An 18,201-nucleotide genomic window follows, 5' to 3' on the forward strand; every position below is an offset into this window, starting at 1 on the left:
CGCTTTCCTAAATGAAAGGAGAGGTGCATGTGCCTGAAACAGTCCAACAAATCGATAACAACGAAATAGTAAAGAGAAATAAAAAATCAGGTAAATTACGTTTTAATTGGAAATCCGGCTATGGAATGCTGATACCGTCCTTCATTCTTTTAATTACATTTATGTATTATCCTGCATTGATCGCGATCGGTTTTTCATTTACGAATTGGGACGGGTTCAATCAACCACAATTTACTGGGATTCAAAATTATATAAGCTTATTCAAAGACAAGATTTTCTTGATTTCAATGAAAAATGTTGGAATATGGACAGTTGTTAAAGTGATTGTCGAATTATTAGTTCCATTAATTGTTGCAGTTATGATTTTTCATTTGAAAAGCAAGAGGATGCAGTATATCTATCGGGTATTATTTGTTATACCGGTTGTTGTACCAGGAATTGTTATGTTTATGATTTGGAGTTTTATCTATGATCCAAACGTAGGTGTTCTTAATACGTTATTAAAAACATTGGGTCTTGAAGGAATTATCCAAAACTGGCTTGGAGATCCAAATATTGCTCTATATTCTTTGATGTTCGTCGGCTTCCCATTTGTCGTTCCATTTAATCTATTAATCTTTTTTGCAGGACTACAGTCTATTTCTGAAAGTGTTTATGAATCAGCGAAACTAGATGGAATTACAAAAGTAAGGCGATTTTTTCAAATTGAGATTCCATTAGTTATGGGACAAGTAAAATTAATTTTAATCCTTACTGTTATCCAATTACTTCAAAACGTAACATTACCACTCGTTATGACAAATGGAGGTCCAGGTTATTCATCTTATGTACCAGGACTTTATATGTATTTCCTTGCATTCCAAAACGGTGAATTTGGTTTAGGAATGGCAGTTTCAATGATTATATTTGTAATCGTTCTCATTTTAACTTGGATTCAAATGAAATATATCAATCCAAGTACTGAATACAAAGCATAAATACCAGAAAGGAGATTACAATGCTGAAAACAATAAAGCAGGATATATGGAGTCATCTATTGCTTATTTTGTTAGCCTTTGTCGCACTGTACCCGTTTTTTTATATGATTATTACCTCGTTTAAAACAAATGGACAATTTTATAGTAACTTTTTTGGTATAACCTTTCCATTACATTTTGAAAATTATGCTACTGCATGGGAAGCAATCGGTGGATACATTTTTAACTCCGTGTTTATTGGGATTGCTAGTGTGTTAATCATCATTGCTACCTCAGCCTTAGCTGGATATTCATTTGCTCGGTTGCGGTTTAAAGGGAAGAACTTCCTGTACATGTCAGTTGTAGCGTTATTAATGATTCCAGGCTTATTAACGTTAATTCCCCTTTTCCTCTTAATAAAAAGTTTTGGAATGCTAGATTCTTATTTAGGACTGATTATCGCATTTGCAGCAGGTGGTCAGGCTTTTACAATATTTGTATTCCGTCAATCGTTTGCATCATTACCTGAGGAATTGTTTGAGGCAGCACGTATAGACGGTTGCGGCGAGCTTCGTGTATTTTGGCAAATTGTCCTACCTTTATCAAAACCAATTATAGGAACCATGGCCATTTGGAATTTACTTGCTATCTGGAATGAATATATGATGCCGCTTGTATTAATGAGCAACCCTGATAAATTTCCAATTACAGTGGGATTAATACAATTCGAAAGTCAATTTGTTTCACAAACATTGTACGGACCGATGTTTGCTGGTTACACCATCGCATCTTTACCATTACTAATCCTGTTTTTATTTACGATGCGATTATTCATGAAAGGGTTAACATCTGGTGCAGTGAAAATTTAGCACGTTCTAACATGAAGTTTATTACTTCTATTTTTAAAACTAGAGGTATCATTATGTGAATAAATGATGCCTCTAAAATCATACGAACATTAACCATTATCTAAAAGCTAATAGGGGAAATATCCCGTGTTGAAGTTTTTCACCATTAGCTAAATTTAGAGGATCTGTAATGACATGAGGCTTATTATTATAAGTCGTTCCATCAGGCATGTAAATAATAACAAGTGCTCTTCGGGGCTTATTTGTTTTATTCGCATGAGCATGATGAAATGTTAATCCAGAATGGACCGTACAGCTACCGGCTTTCATCCTTACAATTACTGGTGTTTTGTCATGTATCTCAGAGCTTTTCGTGTAGTCAAATATATCTTCAGGATCAACGAGATTAATCGGTTTTAATTGCCCGACCTCATGAGATTTAGGCAAAAACATCATACAGCCATTATTTTCATCTACATCATCCAATGCAATCCAAATGGAAAGTGTCTTTTTACTTGTTTCTCTATTAAGTGGCCAATAAGGAAAATCTTGGTGCCAAGGAGTTGGTTTCGAATCACCAGGCATTTTTAATAGTGCATGGTCATGAAAAAGTCTGACCCCACTGACACCACTTAATTGAAGGGCAATATTCGCAAAACGAGGATGTGACACATATCTTGCCATACCTGCATGATCACGCCACGTATTGACTCGTTGGTTAAGCACCTTATAGTAGGCACCACCTTTTGTATCTGTTTGAATCGATAACCCATTATTTTCATCCATCACTTCATCAAGATACATTCTTAATTCTGAAATTTCTTCTAGATTTAAAACGTTATCAATTTGAACAAATCCATTTACTCTGTAAAACGTAATTTTATCTTCTGAGAGTAGATTTTTACTCAGCAAATGTTTCATAATTACCTCCCATTTCAAAAAGTAGATTATAAAATTAATTGTATTGTGGAAAGTTCTATTAATCTTGGTAAATATGCTGAGATTCTTGGTTAATCTTCCAGGGAAGTGGGGATATTTTTGATTTATTTACAATCAGCGGAGTTTTTTGAAAGTGAAGAGTTCTTATTCTATATCGCTCCATATACAATCAACAGTAACGAAATAATTGAACAGCATTCACATGAATTTTTCGAATTAGTGTATGTAATAGAGGGAAGTGGTTCCCACATTTACCAAGAGAAAATCTTTACCATAAATGCGGGTGACGTATTTATTATTGAACCAGAAAAGATTCATGGATTTGAGGTTGGAAACTATGAAAATCTAAAGGTATACAATTTATTATTTCAACCCAAATTCTTAAAACAAGAAATAGAATCACTATCTCATTTGGAGTCTTTTTTATCTTTTTTCTATGTTGAACCTTTTTTAAGAGAGACTGTTCATTTCAAAGATCATTTGATTTTAACATATTATCAACAATCGGAAATGATGATACTTCTACAAAAAATCGCGCAAGAATATAAACATAAGGAAAATGGCTATCAAATTCTGATCAAAACAAGAATGTTAGAACTATTTATTTTATTAAGTCGTTACTATGAAAATACTTCAACTCAAAAGATCATCATAGATTGTGAATACAAAGAAATAATAGACCAAATCTGCAAATTTATCACATATCATTATAATCGCCCTTTAACACTTGAACAGCTGAGTAAATTATCAGGGTTGAGTAAATCAAATTTCACGTCTAAATTCAAGGAAATTGCTGGTCATACTTTTATCGAATATCGCAACGAAATCCGAATAAATGAAGCAAAAAATATGTTAGCACATACTAACGAAAAAATTATCTTCATTGCATCAGAAGTTGGTTTTGAAGATATAAGTCATTTTAATCGAACATTTAAAGAATATACAAATATGTCTCCATCCAAGTACCGAAATTGGTTTAGGTCTAAATCGTAAAATACATCTCTATTAAAATTGTATTGTGGAATTAAAGACAAAGATTTAAAGGTTAGGAATATAGGGAATTTAGGAAAATGGCCGAATCCACCATTAAGGTGGCAGAATGGGCAATGATGATTTTAAAGGTTTTAGCTATTATTTAATTAAACCAACAAGGAATTATCTGTTAAAAAAATAATCTAGAAAGCGATTACATTTAAGTGATTTGGGGGGATGTGAATTGATAGGGAAAAAAACTTGGATTATCCCAGATGGGTTTCTTCAACCGAAAAGCACCGGAGATCAAATTAGTCATGAGGCTGTTTGTGTCTTGAATGTAACGGAAAGTAACGCAAAAATACAACTGACCTTCTATTTTGAAGATCGTGAACCAATGGAAACGTTCATCTCAGAATGTGGTTCAAAAAGGACTCATCATGTTCGTTTAGACAAATTGAAAGATCGTGATGGAAATAAAGTTCCAAGAAATGTGCCTTATGCGATTAAAGTCGATAGTACTGTGCCGATTATTGTGCAGCATAGCCGATTAGATACTTCTCAAGAGGCACTTGCCCTATTTACGACAATGGGCTATCCAATAGAATAGAGAGATAGATACTTTATATGAACTATTCAATAAAAAACGCTAAGGAAAATAATTAAAAATGCGAGGGATGAAAAAATGACTTTAAAAGTAGCCATAGTCGGGGTTGGTAATATTGGTAGTATTCACGCCTCTGTATATAAAGACCATCCAAACACTGAAATTGTAGCTGTATGTGACATCGTTAAGATCAAGGCTGATAACGCAGCAACTAAGTTTGGTGGAAAAGCATTTTACAGTGTAAGTGAAATGCTTGCGAGTGGTATAAAACTCGATCTTGTAAGTGTTTGTACAAAAGGAGAAGAAAACGGTGGTGAGCACTTTGCGCCAACAATGGAATTATTAAAAGCAGGAATCCCGGTTCTTGGCGAAAAGCCGATTTCAAATAATGTTGAAGAAGGAAGGCAAATGGTTGAACTTGCCAGTCAAAATAAAATCCCCTATGCGGTCAACCTCAATCATCGCTTTACACCTGCTGCAGAGAAAGCGAAGGGTTGGGTAGATGCTGGACGTCTTGGCAAGCTTCACATGATAAATATGAGAATGTGGATTAACAATCCAGTTGAAAGTTCACCATGGTTCCACTTAAGAGCATTGCATCCACATTCCTTTGATGTCATTAGATACTTCTGTGGAGATGTAAAAAGAGTTGGAGCGTTTATGATGAAGGGTGAAGGACGGGAAATCTGGTCAAATACCCAAATCATTCTTGAGTTTGAAAATGGTGCAATTGGAAATTTAGTGGGCAGCTATGATGCCGGGGCAAGCTATGGTCTTGAGCTTTGTGAAGTTGTCGGTTCTAAAGGCCGATTTGTCCTTGAAGATGCTTGCGAACAATTAACCTTTTACCCACGAACAAGCATTGAGACAGAAAGCTACAGTTATCTTGGCGGTATGAGATCATTCCCTGAAACATTTAAAAGCCGAATTCATGCTTTTGTAGATCAACTGATTTCTGGGGTCTCGTATGATCAAGTGGATGGATCTGGTGATGATGCCCTTAAGGCTCAGCAAATTATCGAAGCTGCCATCAGGTCATTTGAAACAGGAACAATTGTTGATGTGAAGGATATAGAACTTATTTCAGGAGGGGTAAAATGATTAAACTTGGTGTAAACTCTGTTTTATTTAAGGATTTTGATTTTGCAACTGCAGCAAGACAAATTGCATTATGTGGGTATGATGGAGTCGAAATTTCTGCAATTAAAGGAATGTGTGAGCATTTAGAATTAGACCGCTGGAGGGAACAAGCACCTGAATTAAGAGCTATAGTTGAAGCGAATGGCCTTGAATTCCTTTCAATGGAAGTAGCATCACTTGATGAAGATAGGTTGACAAAAGCTTTTGAAGCAGGAGCAGAAATTGGAATCCCTATCATAAACGTAGGTCCTGGTGGGAAATCAGGAGATGATGGTGATCTTCAACAATCTATTGAAACCCTTTATCGTTTATCGAAAAAGGCAGAGACATATGGAGTTACACTTTGTGTAAAAGCCCATGTTGGAAATGCAATCTATAATACACCAACAACATTGCGAGCAATGAGTGAGATTTCCTCGGAGGCGTTTGGGATCGATATGGACCCGAGCCATATTTATCGAGGGAATGAAAATCCAGAAGAAGAGTTAGCTAGAGTGATCGAACGAGTAAAACATATTCATATAAGAGATTGCAAAGGGCGGACGAAGGGTCCAGGTGACATTCAAAATCAAGCATGTGGACGAGGAGATATTGATCTTTTCGCTTATTGTAAAGCAATGGTTGACGCTCATTATTCTGGTCCAGTTTGTTTGGAGGTTATCGGAGCAAACCAACACACATTAGCCGACGTTTCCATTGTTGCAGCTGAAAGCTATGGATATTTAAATGCTTGCTTAAAGGCATTAGGTGCAAGAGAAGCAAATTTTGCTCAGAAAGGATAATAGATAATGGCAAAGAAAACAAATGTGATTCTTTTTGGTATTGATAGTCTTAGACGAGACCGGATGAGTTCGTATGGGTATAATCGTTTAACAACACCACATATCGATAAATTTGCTGAAGCGGGTGTGTTATTTGAAAATCATTTCAGCCCTAGTATCCCGACTACACCTGGTTATGCTTCAATGCTAACTGGCATGGATTGCTTTGGCACAGATGTAGTAGCACTTAGACATAGTGGTCCATTAGGTGATCATGTAAAGACACTACCAGAGCTCCTTTTAGAAAATGGCTATAACACAACATGTGTAGGGTTTACCGGAAATCCATCTGCACGTGGATTTCAAAAATATCTAGATTATGAAGCATGGCAACCAGATGATTCCGGACGTTGTCCAAAGGCTCAAAATTTAAATGATGTTACAATTCCAGAATTAAAAAGACTTGCAGAAGAAGAGCAACCATTTTTCTTATTCTTAAGACATATGGATCCACATTCACCGTACTTACCGCCAAAACCTTACGAAAGAATGTTTTATGATGGAAATGAATTTGATCCTGCAAATGAATCATTAAATGAAATGAAGAAATTTAAACCTTTTGCTGATTTCCTTACCTCATGGCTTCCAGAGGGCTGCACTGACTCTAATTATGTGGATGCACAGTATGATGGTGCGATAGCCTATATGGATGCATGTATTCAAAACATCTTAACAACCGTTGAATCTCTTGGTATTGAGGAAGAGACGTTAATTATTATAACTTCTGATCATGGTGAGACCTTGAATGAACATCAATGTTGGTATGATCACCATAGTCTTTATGAGCATAATTTAGTTGTGCCATTAATTTTAAAATATCCTGGAAAATTACCTGAAGGAAAAAGATTTTCCGATATTTCTTTCATAAAAGATATCATGCCGACACTATTAAATCTAATCGGTATTAAGTCAGAAACTTCATTTGATGGACGAAACTTAATGCCCCTAATAAATGGGGAAGCTGAAGGGTTTATACAGGAGTCAGAGTTTTATATTACAGAATGCACTTGGATGCGGAAGCATGGCTGGCGTACTCCTGAATGGAAGCTAATACGTGCACTTGAGCCTGATTTTCATTTTAAACCTGAAATTGAATTGTACAATATTATTAAAGATCCTGAAGAACTAAATAATATTGCAGATCAAGAACCGCAAATCGTCAATTTATTATTAGGTAGAATGGACGCTTATATAGCAAAACGTGAGCGTGAAACAGGTCGGACAAATCCAATGTACACGAATTTGAATTGGCATGGGATGGAACGAGGGCCATTCGAAACATCACAGGAAGCATATGATTCAATGTATATCGGATCAATAAATACTGCACAGCAACTACAGGAGAAGGAAAAAGAAGAACAAGTAGAGAAATAAATAAGGAGAGAGCATCTTCAGCTAAATAAATGCTTCGGGGATATGTCTTCTCCGAAGCATTTATACATTGAAAGGGTGAGTGTTTTGCTAAAAGCTGCTGTCGTTGGTGTGAATCATATCGGGAAAATCCACTGTCGCTATTATCAAGAACATAAGGATGTACAATTAGTAGCTGTTTGTGATCTCAATGAGGCATTAGTAAAAACTGTAGCTAACGAATGTAAAATCAACGCTTATACGGATTTGAAAACGATGCTTAAAGATGAAGAAATTGATGTGATAAGTATCGCTACGGGTGGAAAAGAAAATGGATCACATCATTATGAACCTGCTATGATAGCAATTGAAGCTGGCATCGATGTTTTAGTTGAGAAACCATTATCAAACTGCATAAAGGAAGCGAGGGAAATGGTTGAGTATGCTCGGTTACAAGATGTTAGGTTAGCCTCCAATCTTAATCACCGCTTTGTACCGGCTGCTCATCTTGCGAAGGAGTGGATTGATAAAGGAGATCTTGGAACACTGCTTTTCATAAATATGAAATTAACAATTGGTAACCCAAATGAGTCAAGCCCTTGGATCCATTTAAGAGCACTTCATCCGCATTCAATTGACGTTATTCGTTATTTTGCTGGTGATATTCGCCGTGTGCAAGCGTTTATGACGAAGGCACCTGGAAGAACTGTTTGGTCAACTGCTTCTATTAATCTAGAATTTGAATCAGGTGCAGTAGGTCACTTAACTGGTAGTTATGATATGGATAATAATCATCCGATTGAAAATTGTGAAGTAGCAGGAAATAAGGGAAGATTGATCATTGATAACGTCTATGAAAATCTCACCTTTTATCCACATAAAAGTTCAGAAATGAAGGTTGTTCGTAATTCAGTTTTAAATGGAGTGAGTGGCTTCAACGATACATTTAAAAATAGAATTAATTCGTTTATTAGTGATATTAAAAGATCAATCAAACCAGAACATGTTGCTGGATCAGGTTTGGATGCATTAGCAGCTCAAGAAGTAATTGAGGCAGCAATTCGTTCTCAGAATGAAAACGGTGCTGTCATAGAAATACCAAAGCTATTGGGCAAGAAAATAATGTAAGCACTTACAACTAGAGTTTCAATTTTATCCTAATTTTAATTGGGAGTAATGAAGATAGGTGGGGGAGAACTATCTATAAAGTTCCGACAAAGACAGGATGTTGGGGTATTGAGAAGCATTTGGAATGTAGAGTTTTAAACGAGATTTATTTTCGACTACCTAGAGAAGTTTTACTCATATCTTTTATCTAGGGGAGGAACATAAATGACTGCTACAAAATATCAATCTTGTGACTATATGAAAACAAAAGAATTTCCATTTTGGATCCAACGCTTCCATCACGATTCTTTAAACATACCACCAGTTCACTCACATGAATTCATTGAATTAGTATATGTAGTAAAAGGTCATGCAAAACATTTATTTGAAGGACAATCATATACGATTAAAACGAATGACGTGTTTATAATAAACCCTGGCGAAGCACACACTTTTCAGATCGAAAAAGAGCAGACATTAGAAATTATTAATTGTTTATTTCTACCTAGTTTAATTCAAGATTCATGGTTAAAGGAGCTAGGAGTATCTCAGTCAATGGATTATTTTTATATTCATCCATTTTTAGATAAAAATGAACGGTTTCATCATCTTCTAAATTTGGATGGGAATTATTCAATTAGATTTTCACATTTATTAGAAGGAATGATGTACGAATACAACAAGGAGAATTCATGCTTTTCAACCTTAATTCGACTGCAATTAGTAGAATTATTGATTCTGTTATCGCGGATTTATAATGAAAGAAATTCGAAAAGCAGTACGTCTTATAAGATTGTAAATGATAGTTATATACTGATTCAACGTATATGTGGTTATTTATCAAGAAACTATGATCAAAAAATTTCCATTCAGACCCTTTGTCATCTATTTAACATAAGCCCACGCCATTTAAATAGACTTTTCAAGCAGGAAACAGGACAGACAGTCGTGGAAATGGTTCACAATATAAGAATTGAAAAGGCCAAACAATTACTTATTGAGTCTGACGATAAGGTAATTAATGTTGCCATGAAGGTCGGTTATGATGATCCTGCTTTTTTTAGTAGGCTATTCCGAAGAGTTGTTGGGTGTTCCCCAGGTAAATACAAAGCAATGGGTTAATCAAGATTAATAGCCAAATGATCGTAAAAAAGTTTCTGAACATCATCGTTAAAATGTTAAGCTGGGAGGTGTGTAATTGATTGATAATGATTCACAGTTTACCCCTTATTCAGATGTTAATGAATTATTAGAAGAAATTTTATTGAATGTACAAAACATTCTGGGAGATTCTTTTGTGGGAATGTATTTACATGGTTCAATTGCTCTTTTCGACTTTGATCCAATCAGGAGTGATATAGATTATCTCGTTGTGACAACAGATGCCCTTTCAAAAGAAAAAATATCTAAACTAGAGTCCTTACATACACGTATATTATTGAGTGATTTGCAGTGGAAAACAAATTTTGAAGGCTCATATATTGATAAAATCGCACTGCGTCGTTATGATCCAACAAATGCTATTCATCCAGTAATACGTTCAGATGGATCATTCGGTTTAGACGGACATTGGGATGAATGGGTAATACAAAGATATATTATTAGAGAAAAAGGCATAACGTTGGCCGGCCCTAATCCGAAAATGCTTATTGACCCCATTTCCTCAAATGACTTACGGAATGCGCAAAGGAATACATTAAAGGATTGGTGGGCACCCCAGCTTGAAGATTCCCATCGATTAACTACTAGTGTTTATCAAGCCTATGCAATTCTTACAATGTGTAGAGCTTTATTTACGATGCATTATGGAATTGTTGGATCAAAAAAAGATGCAGCAAGCTGGGCGCAGGAAATATTCCAAGAATGGAGTGGCTTAATAGAAGAAGCTAAAGATTGGCATGATGGTGTGAACCTTGATCGTATAAAAGAATCACAGAAATTCATCAAGTTTACCATACTTAAAGCTCAGTCATGTTAAAGAGACATACTTAATACAATATAAATTTTTGAAGAAACTAGGTCGTAATTTAAGCCTAGTTTTTTTGTGGTTTTTATGATGTATTGTGAGGAAACCTAACGCTTCTTTGTCTAATTTGTCGTAATTATCCCTATAAAATGGTTATTTTCGAAATATTTGAAAAAATAATTTGCTTAAAGAGGAAGATTATGTATAATATGAAGTGTAGATGGTGTTAGTTTTCCTTACATCTAATGTTACTTATGGTAACGGGTTTTTATGGATGTATGACATTCTAATGCTGAAAATACATAAAGGGGTGTTGGAGATTGAGAATGAGAAGAGGATTTTTAGTATTACTGATGATGGTGCTTTTCCTTGGAGCGTGTTCGTCACAGACAAATAAACCAGCTCAAAGAACAACATCAGATTCAAGTTCCGGCACTGTAGAAGGAGATACAGTTTCTGTTGGTATTCTCCATTCATTAAGTGGCACAATGGCAATAAGTGAGGTTTCCTTACGTGATGCAGAAATGATGGCAATTGATGAGATCAATGCTGCTGGAGGAGTACTTGGAAAACAAATTAAACCTATTATAGAAGATGGTGCATCAGATTGGCCTACTTTTGCTGAAAAAGCTAGAAAACTTCTCCAACAGGACAAAGTAGCAACTATTTTTGGAGGTTGGACATCAGCTAGCCGAAAAGCAATGCTTCCAGTCGTTGAACAAAACAATGGTTTGCTCTGGTATCCAGTGCAATATGAAGGAATGGAACAATCTCCTAACATCTTTTATACCGGAGCTACCACAAATCAACAAATAGTACCTGCAGTTGATTGGATGTTAGAAAACGTAGGTAAAAATATATTTTTAATTGGCTCAGATTATGTGTTTCCTCGTACAGCAAATAAGATTGTAAACGCACAGTTAGAAGCAAAAGGTGGCAAGGTTGTTGCAGAGGAATACACACCGCTTGGACACACAGACTACAACACGATTATTAATAAAATCAAATCAGCTAAACCGGATGTAATCTTCAATACTTTAAATGGTGATAGTAATGTTGCGTTTTTTAAACAACTACAAGATGCAGGAATTACTGCTAAGGACATTCCCGTTGTTTCTGTAAGTGTTGCAGAAGAAGAGATTAGAGGAATAGGAGCAAATGTGTTAGTAGGTCATTATGCTGCATGGAACTATTACCAAACAACCGATACTCCAGAGAATAAGACATTTGTAGAAAACTATAAATCAAAATATGGTAAGGATCGTGTAACCGGCGACCCAATAGAAGCAGCGTATATTGCCGTTTATTTATGGGCTGAAGCTGTGGAAAAGGCAGGCTCTTTCGACGTTGAAAAAGTGAAGGAAGCAGCTGATGGTGTTGAGTTTAAGGCTCCAGAGGGAGTTGTGAAAATTGATGGTGAAACACAGCATATTTATAAAACGGTTCGTATTGGTGAGGTGCAAGCTGATGGACAATTTAAAGAAGTGTGGAACTCAGGTGAGCAAGTCAAGCCAGATCCATATTTAAAAACATACGATTGGGCAGAAGGGTTAAGTCAACAAGCTAATTAATGGATTTATAAATATTTGTAATATGCCCCCTTTTCGTTCTGCAAGAGATTACTAGAATGCTAGAACGAAAAGGGAAACTATTGTAAAAAAATAGTTCCTAGAAGGATTCGCATTGAAAAGGAGGAAACATCCTTGTCGATAATCGTAACACAACTATTTAATGGAGTTAGCCTCGGTTCCATCCTCTTGTTAATTGCTTTAGGTCTTGCGATTACATTCGGGCTTATGAATATTATCAACATGGCTCACGGAGAATTAATTATGATGGGAGCTTATACTACATATGTTCTTCAACAAGTATTTATTCAATATCTTCCTAAAGCAGCCTTTGGCTATTATTTTATCCTAGCAATTCCACTATCTTTTCTTGTAGCAGCATTATTGGGGTTATTAATGGAGAAGACGGTTGTTCGATTTTTATATGAACGCCCACTTGATAGCTTACTAGCAACATGGGGAGTGAGTTTAATCTTACAACAGGTTGCACGTTCGATCTTCGGTGCACCGAATGTTGCAGTTGTTGCTCCAGAATGGTTAAACGGTGGACTTACTTTAACGGGTATGACATTCCCATATAAACGACTTTTTATTGTTGCATTAGTGTTACTATGTATTTTCTTATTATTTCTATATCTTTATAAAACTCCTTCGGGAAGAAGGATGAAGGCTGTTACATTAAATCGTGACATGGCTTCTTGCTTAGGTGTCTCGACAAGAAGGGTTGATAGCACAGCTTTCGCTATAGGGAGTGGCTTTGCAGGAATTGCTGGTTGTTCCTTAACATTGATTGGTTCTATCGGTCCTACATTAGGGTCATCTTATATCGTTGATGCATTTATGATCGTTATATTAGGTGGTATTGGAAAATTAAAAGGAACCATTTTTGCTGCTTTAATGTTAGGGGTTTTAAGTACATTTGTTGAGTTATCAACAAGTGCAACATTTGCAAAGGTAATCGTTTTTGCATTAATAATCATTTTCTTACAATGGAAACCAACTGGCCTCGTAGGTGCAAAGGTGAGAGCTTTAGATTAACGGAGGTGCTGTTATTGTTAAAAAAATATAGTCGAGGAACCATTTACGGGGTGTTTTTTCTCTTCCTATTAATTGCCCCCTTGATGCTTTCAGATTTTCGAATTGGTTTGCTAGCTAAGTTTTTATGTTTTGCAATTATCGCTGTTGGTATAAGTCTAATATGGGGTTTTACTGGAATTATGAGTTTGGGGCATGGGGTCTTTTTTGGATTAGGAGCCTATTGTATGGCGATGTACTTGAAACTTGAGGCTTCAACTAGTGGAGTGCCAGATTTCATGGAGTGGAATGGAATTACAGAACTTCCTTTTATATGGTCTATTTTTAAAAATCCAATTTTTGCAATTTGTTCTGCCATTTTACTCCCATTTTTGATTGCGTGGATTATTGGTTACGTTACGTTTAAAAATCGAATTAAAGGAGTCTTCTTCTCCTTAATATCACAGGCGGTAGTTGTTGTTACAGTTACATTATTTATTGGTAGCCAGCAAATTACAGGGGGAACTAGTGGTTTAACAAACTTTTTTACGGTGTTTCATGTACCGTTAGCAGATCCAGGGACAAAAAGTTTTCTTTACTTCTTAACAGTTAGTTTATTAGCAATTGTGATGGGGATATCTCTCATTTTAACAAAAACACGCTTTGGAAGATTACTCATAGCGATTAGAGATGGTGAAAATCGTCTTCGATTTTTAGGGTATAACCCAGCCATATTTAAAGTTTTTATTTATGCATTATCAGCAGCCTTTGCAGGGATAGCTGGAGCACTGTTTGTATTGCAAGTTGGGATCATTACACCAGAAATGATGGGAATTATTCCTTCTATTGAAATGGTATTATGGGTAGCGATTGGAGGAAGGCATTCAATCTTAGGTGCTGCAATTGGGGCGATCTTAACAAATAGCGCTAAAAGCTTTTTAAGTGAAACCTATCCTGAATTCTGGACGATCTTCTTGGGCGGATTATTTCTCTTAGTCGTTTTATATTTACCAAATGGTTTAGTTGGTATTGTTGAGAAGTTTAAGGTTCGCTTCTTCAAAAAAGAGAAAAAGGAGGCGGAAAAGGATGCAGCCGATTCTCTCGTGTCGTAATGTGATGGTTGATTTTTCTGGTTTCAAGGCACTTCAAGGCGTTGATTTACAAGTTGAAAGTGGAGAGATTTTATTTTTAATTGGACCTAATGGGGCAGGGAAAACAACACTCCTTGACGTCATATGTGGAAAAACAAGATCCACCGATGGTGAAGTGATTTTTGATGGAAACATTTCACTAACAAAACTTCCTGAACAGAAAATTGTTCACGAAGGAATTGTGCGTAAATTTCAAGCTCCGAGCATTTTTTTACAATTGACACCTTTTGAAAATCTAGAAATTGCCATGAAGCAAAAAAAGAATTTGTTTTCCATTTTATTTGCAAAAATGTCAGCTTCTCAAAAAGTGAAAATTGATGAGTTATTAAAAAAGATTGGATTGTATGAAGTTCGTGGCGAGCTCGCACAATCGTTGTCACATGGTCAAAAACAATGGCTCGAAATTGGGATGCAGCTGATTCAAGAACCAAAACTCTTGCTCTTAGATGAGCCTATTGCAGGTATGTCAGGTGAAGAACGTACAAAAACAGGTAATTTAATCGAAGATATTGCAAAAACATGCTCGGTATTAATTGTGGAGCATGATATGGATTTTGTCAGAAAGTTTTCGACGAAGGTTGTGGTGATGCATGAGGGGAAGGTGCTCTGTGAAGGAGCTATGCAGGATATTCAAGAAAACGAAGAAGTAAAGAACGTTTATTTAGGAAGGAGTGGATAATATGCTTCTGGTATCAAATCTCCAAGCTGGATACGATGAAACCATGATTTTACAAAATGTACATCTGGAACTACCTAAAGGAAAAATCGTTGGTCTTTTAGGACGAAATGGTGTTGGGAAAACAACACTAGTTAAAGCACTAATGGGACTTATACCTGTTACAAACGGTAGCATTCGATTTGAAGAAAACGAATGGAAGAAGGAAAGGCCTGAGGCTCGGGCAAGGGCAGGAATGGCCTATGTTCCACAAGGAAGAGAGATTTTTTCAGATCTTTCAATAAAAGAAAACCTTCTTTTAGGAATGGAAGCTCTTCCTAAATCACAGCGGTCAACGTCCATTCCTCAGGAGATTTTTCAATGGTTTCCTGTTTTAGAGGAAATGATTGACCGCAAAGGTGGGGATTTGAGTGGTGGTCAACAGCAGCAGCTTGCGATTGCACGTGCGATTATTTCTAATCCGAAGGTTTTATTACTTGATGAACCAATGGAGGGAATTCAACCAAATATCGTACAGCTTATCCAGGATGTTTTAGTGAAAATATCCAGTGAAAAAGAAATGTCGATCTTATTAGTTGAGCATAATCTGGATGCAGTGTTAGCTTGTGCGGATCAGTTTTATATTCTTGATAAAGGTCAAATGGTGATGAATGGTAACTGTAATGAAATTAATGAGGATGATCTTCAAAGGCATTTAGCAGTATAAGGGGGAGATTAGATGAAGCTGACAGCACGTGAGCAAGATAAGCTCATGATTGTCGTAGCTGCGGATTTAGCAAGAAGAAGACAGCAACGAGGACTTAAGTTGAATTACCCAGAAGCAATTGCAATTATTACTTATGAGGTAATGGAAGGAGCGAGAGATGGTAAATCTGTTTCTGAGATGATGCAATATGGGAGAAGGATTTTATCACGAGAGGACGTCATGGAAGGAATACCTGAAATGATACATGATATCCAAGTTGAGGCAACCTTTCCTGATGGCACGAAGCTCGTGACGGTCCACGAACCCATCCAATAATCGAAAGAATGAATGAGAAGAGGGTAAAGCATGATACCAGGAGAATACAAGCTTAAAAAAGAACCTATTTTATGTAATGTAGGAAAGCAGCCAACAAAGATAGAGGTAATAAATAATGGGGATCGACCAGTTCAAATTGGTTCACATTTTCATTTTTATGAGATTAATGGATTGCTAGCGTTTGAACGAACTAAAGCCTTTGGGAAAAGATTGAATATCCCAGCTGGTACAGCTGTACGTTTTGAACCAGGTGATAGTAAGGTGGTTGAGCTTATACCGTTTTATGGTGAAAGGAAGGTATTTGGTCTAAACAACTTAACAAATGCTTTTCTAGATAAAGGAGTGTAACAATGAGTTTTCAAATGTCTCGACATCAATATGCAGATATGTTTGGGCCAACTGTTGGCGATCAGGTAAGACTTGGGGACACTGGGCTGTTTATTGAAGTTGAAAAGGATTATACAACATATGGTGATGAAGTAAAATTCGGTGGAGGTAAGGTTATTCGGGACGGAATGGGGCAGCATCCATTAGCGACGAGAAGTGAGACAGTCGATCTTGTTGTAACAAATGCGTTAATTGTTGATTACACAGGGATATATAAAGCAGACATCGGTGTAAAGGACGGCGTCATTGCTGCGATTGGTAAGGCTGGAAATCCATTATTAATGGATAAAGTTGATATAGTAATCGGGGCATCAACTGAAGTTATTGCTGGTGAAGGTATGATTTTGACAGCAGGTGGTATTGATGCACATATCCATTTTATTTGTCCTCAGCAAATTCAAACAGCGATTGAATCTGGCATCACAACAATGATTGGTGGCGGAACAGGTCCAGCTACAGGGACGAATGCAACAACCTGTACACCTGGTGCGTGGAATATCCATAACATGTTAAAAGCAGCAGAAGAATTTCCTATGAATATTGGTTTTTTAGGGAAAGGGAATGCATCTAGTGAAGAAGCACTGATTGAGCAAATTGAGGCAGGAGCAATTGGGTTAAAGCTACATGAGGATTGGGGTACGACAGCCTCCAATATTGATAAAGCGTTAACAGTGGCCGACAAGTTTGATATTCAGGTTGCTATACATACAGATACTCTGAATGAAGGTGGCTTTGTAGAGGATACACTTCGGGCAATTGATGGGCGTGTGATTCATACCTATCATACTGAAGGGGCTGGTGGTGGTCATGCACCAGATATAATAAAGGCAGCTTCTTATCCAAATATTCTTCCATCGTCAACAAATCCGACAAGACCATTTACAATCAATACGATTGCTGAGCATTTAGATATGTTAATGGTATGTCACCATTTAGATCCATCTGTTCCAGAGGATTTAGCATTTGCTGATTCAAGAATCCGTAAAGAAACAATCGCTGCTGAAGACATTCTTCATGACCTTGGCGTGTTTAGTATTATCAGCTCAGATTCTCAAGCTATGGGAAGAGTTGGCGAGGTCATTTCACGGACATGGCAAACAGCGGATAAAATGAAGCGTCAGCGTGGAGAGATGGTTGCGGGTGAAGAAAATGATAATGAAAGAGTAAAAAGATATATCGCTAAGTACACTATTAACCCAGCGATTACTCATGGCATTTCTGATTATGTGGGTTCCATTGAGGTAGGGAAGGTTGCTGACTTCGTGCTTTGGGATCCAGGCTTTTTCGGTGCAAAACCAGAATTGATCGTCAAAGGTGGCATGATTGCTTGGAGTGTTATGGGGGACCCAAACGCTTCTATTCCAACACCACAGCCTGCGATCTATCGTCCAATGTTTGCAAGTTTTGGTAAAGCCAAATACTCCACTTCATTAACATTTATTTCAAAAGCAGCATTTGAGCATGGTGTTCATGAAAAGCTTGGTCTACAAAAAAAGATACGTGTTGTAAAAGATATTCGTAATTTAACGAAAAAGGATATGATCTATAACGGTGAAACACCCGAAATCGAAGTTGATCCACAGACATATGAAGTAAAGGTGAACGGTGAATTGATCACATGTGAACCAGATGAAAAGGTTTCTTTAGCACAACGATACTTTTTATTTTGAGGTGAAGG

The 18,201-nt window shown here is 36.7% G+C and carries 19 protein-coding genes; 18 read left to right on the top strand and 1 reads right to left on the bottom strand.

Going from position 1 to position 18,201, the window contains the following annotated elements; genetic code table 11:
* Window positions 1-29 precede the first annotated feature (29 nt).
* Window positions 30-977, top strand: a complete 948-nt coding sequence (locus I7822_RS29995) for a carbohydrate ABC transporter permease (RefSeq protein ID WP_207981288.1) — start codon at window positions 30-32, stop codon at window positions 975-977.
* Window positions 978-997: 20 nt separating this feature from the next.
* Window positions 998-1,825 (top strand): carbohydrate ABC transporter permease, encoded by an 828-nt coding sequence (locus I7822_RS22360; protein WP_207981289.1) that lies wholly within the window; start codon window positions 998-1,000, stop codon window positions 1,823-1,825.
* A 96-nt stretch (window positions 1,826-1,921) separates the two neighbouring features.
* On the opposite strand, the gene I7822_RS22365 is transcribed toward I7822_RS22360, so the two are convergent.
* The gene (locus I7822_RS22365) at window positions 1,922-2,725 is read right to left on the bottom strand and encodes a phytanoyl-CoA dioxygenase family protein (protein ID WP_207981290.1); all 804 of its coding nucleotides are present in this window, start codon (window positions 2,723-2,725) and stop codon (window positions 1,922-1,924) included.
* A gap of 117 nt (window positions 2,726-2,842) precedes the next feature.
* On the opposite strand from I7822_RS22365, the gene I7822_RS22370 reads away from it, so the two are divergent.
* The 16 genes from I7822_RS22370 to ureC all read left to right on the top strand — a co-directional run bounded on the left by I7822_RS22370 (window position 2,843) and on the right by ureC (window position 18,193).
* Window positions 2,843-3,736: a helix-turn-helix transcriptional regulator gene (locus I7822_RS22370; RefSeq protein WP_207981291.1), complete on the top strand. Its 894-nt coding sequence runs from the start codon at window positions 2,843-2,845 to the stop codon at window positions 3,734-3,736.
* Window positions 3,737-3,959: 223 nt separating this feature from the next.
* Window positions 3,960-4,325 (top strand): sensory rhodopsin transducer, encoded by a 366-nt coding sequence (locus tag I7822_RS22375; RefSeq protein WP_207981292.1) that lies wholly within the window; start codon window positions 3,960-3,962, stop codon window positions 4,323-4,325.
* A gap of 75 nt (window positions 4,326-4,400) precedes the next feature.
* A complete protein-coding gene (locus I7822_RS22380; protein ID WP_207981293.1) occupies window positions 4,401-5,423 on the top strand; it encodes a Gfo/Idh/MocA family protein in 1,023 nt (340 codons plus the stop codon).
* Entirely contained in the window at window positions 5,420-6,244 is an 825-nt protein-coding gene (locus I7822_RS22385) for a sugar phosphate isomerase/epimerase family protein (RefSeq protein WP_207981294.1), read from the top strand. The genes I7822_RS22380 and I7822_RS22385 overlap by 4 nt, the downstream gene beginning before the upstream one ends.
* 6 nt (window positions 6,245-6,250) lie before the next feature.
* Window positions 6,251-7,657, top strand: a complete 1,407-nt coding sequence (locus tag I7822_RS22390) for a sulfatase family protein (protein WP_207981295.1) — start codon at window positions 6,251-6,253, stop codon at window positions 7,655-7,657.
* Between the two features lie 84 nt (window positions 7,658-7,741).
* Window positions 7,742-8,761, top strand: coding sequence for a Gfo/Idh/MocA family protein (locus tag I7822_RS22395; RefSeq protein ID WP_207981296.1), 1,020 nt, complete (start codon window positions 7,742-7,744; stop codon window positions 8,759-8,761).
* A 204-nt stretch (window positions 8,762-8,965) separates the two neighbouring features.
* A complete protein-coding gene (locus I7822_RS22400; RefSeq protein ID WP_207981297.1) occupies window positions 8,966-9,862 on the top strand; it encodes an AraC family transcriptional regulator in 897 nt (298 codons plus the stop codon).
* 76 nt (window positions 9,863-9,938) lie between these two features.
* Window positions 9,939-10,718, top strand: coding sequence for an aminoglycoside adenylyltransferase domain-containing protein (locus I7822_RS22405; protein WP_207981298.1), 780 nt, complete (start codon window positions 9,939-9,941; stop codon window positions 10,716-10,718).
* A gap of 314 nt (window positions 10,719-11,032) precedes the next feature.
* Window positions 11,033-12,277, top strand: coding sequence for an urea ABC transporter substrate-binding protein (gene urtA, locus I7822_RS22410; RefSeq protein ID WP_207981339.1), 1,245 nt, complete (start codon window positions 11,033-11,035; stop codon window positions 12,275-12,277).
* A 132-nt stretch (window positions 12,278-12,409) separates the two neighbouring features.
* The gene (urtB, locus tag I7822_RS22415) at window positions 12,410-13,312 is read left to right on the top strand and encodes an urea ABC transporter permease subunit UrtB (protein ID WP_207981299.1); all 903 of its coding nucleotides are present in this window, start codon (window positions 12,410-12,412) and stop codon (window positions 13,310-13,312) included.
* Between the two features lie 83 nt (window positions 13,313-13,395).
* The gene (gene urtC / locus I7822_RS22420; RefSeq protein WP_372442205.1) at window positions 13,396-14,400 is read left to right on the top strand and encodes an urea ABC transporter permease subunit UrtC; all 1,005 of its coding nucleotides are present in this window, start codon (window positions 13,396-13,398) and stop codon (window positions 14,398-14,400) included.
* On the top strand, window positions 14,375-15,118 hold the full coding sequence (gene urtD / locus I7822_RS22425; RefSeq protein WP_207981301.1) for an urea ABC transporter ATP-binding protein UrtD: 744 nt from the start codon (window positions 14,375-14,377) through the stop codon (window positions 15,116-15,118). Before urtC ends, urtD begins: the two co-directional genes overlap by 26 nt.
* Window position 15,119: 1 nt before the next feature.
* Window positions 15,120-15,821: an urea ABC transporter ATP-binding subunit UrtE gene (urtE, locus tag I7822_RS22430; protein ID WP_207981302.1), complete on the top strand. Its 702-nt coding sequence runs from the start codon at window positions 15,120-15,122 to the stop codon at window positions 15,819-15,821.
* A 12-nt stretch (window positions 15,822-15,833) separates the two neighbouring features.
* Complete coding sequence (locus tag I7822_RS22435) at window positions 15,834-16,136, top strand: urease subunit gamma (protein ID WP_207981303.1); 303 nt, start codon at window positions 15,834-15,836, stop codon at window positions 16,134-16,136.
* A gap of 30 nt (window positions 16,137-16,166) precedes the next feature.
* Window positions 16,167-16,484 carry an urease subunit beta gene (gene ureB / locus I7822_RS22440; protein ID WP_207981304.1) on the top strand — a complete coding sequence of 106 codons (318 nt, stop codon included), beginning with the start codon at window positions 16,167-16,169 and terminating at the stop codon, window positions 16,482-16,484.
* 2 nt (window positions 16,485-16,486) lie between these two features.
* Window positions 16,487-18,193, top strand: a complete 1,707-nt coding sequence (gene ureC / locus I7822_RS22445; RefSeq protein WP_207981305.1) for an urease subunit alpha — start codon at window positions 16,487-16,489, stop codon at window positions 18,191-18,193.
* Window positions 18,194-18,201: the final 8 nt, after the last annotated feature.

This window comes from Metabacillus bambusae (genome assembly GCF_017497975.1).
GTDB lineage: Bacteria > Bacillota > Bacilli > Bacillales > Bacillaceae > Metabacillus > Metabacillus bambusae.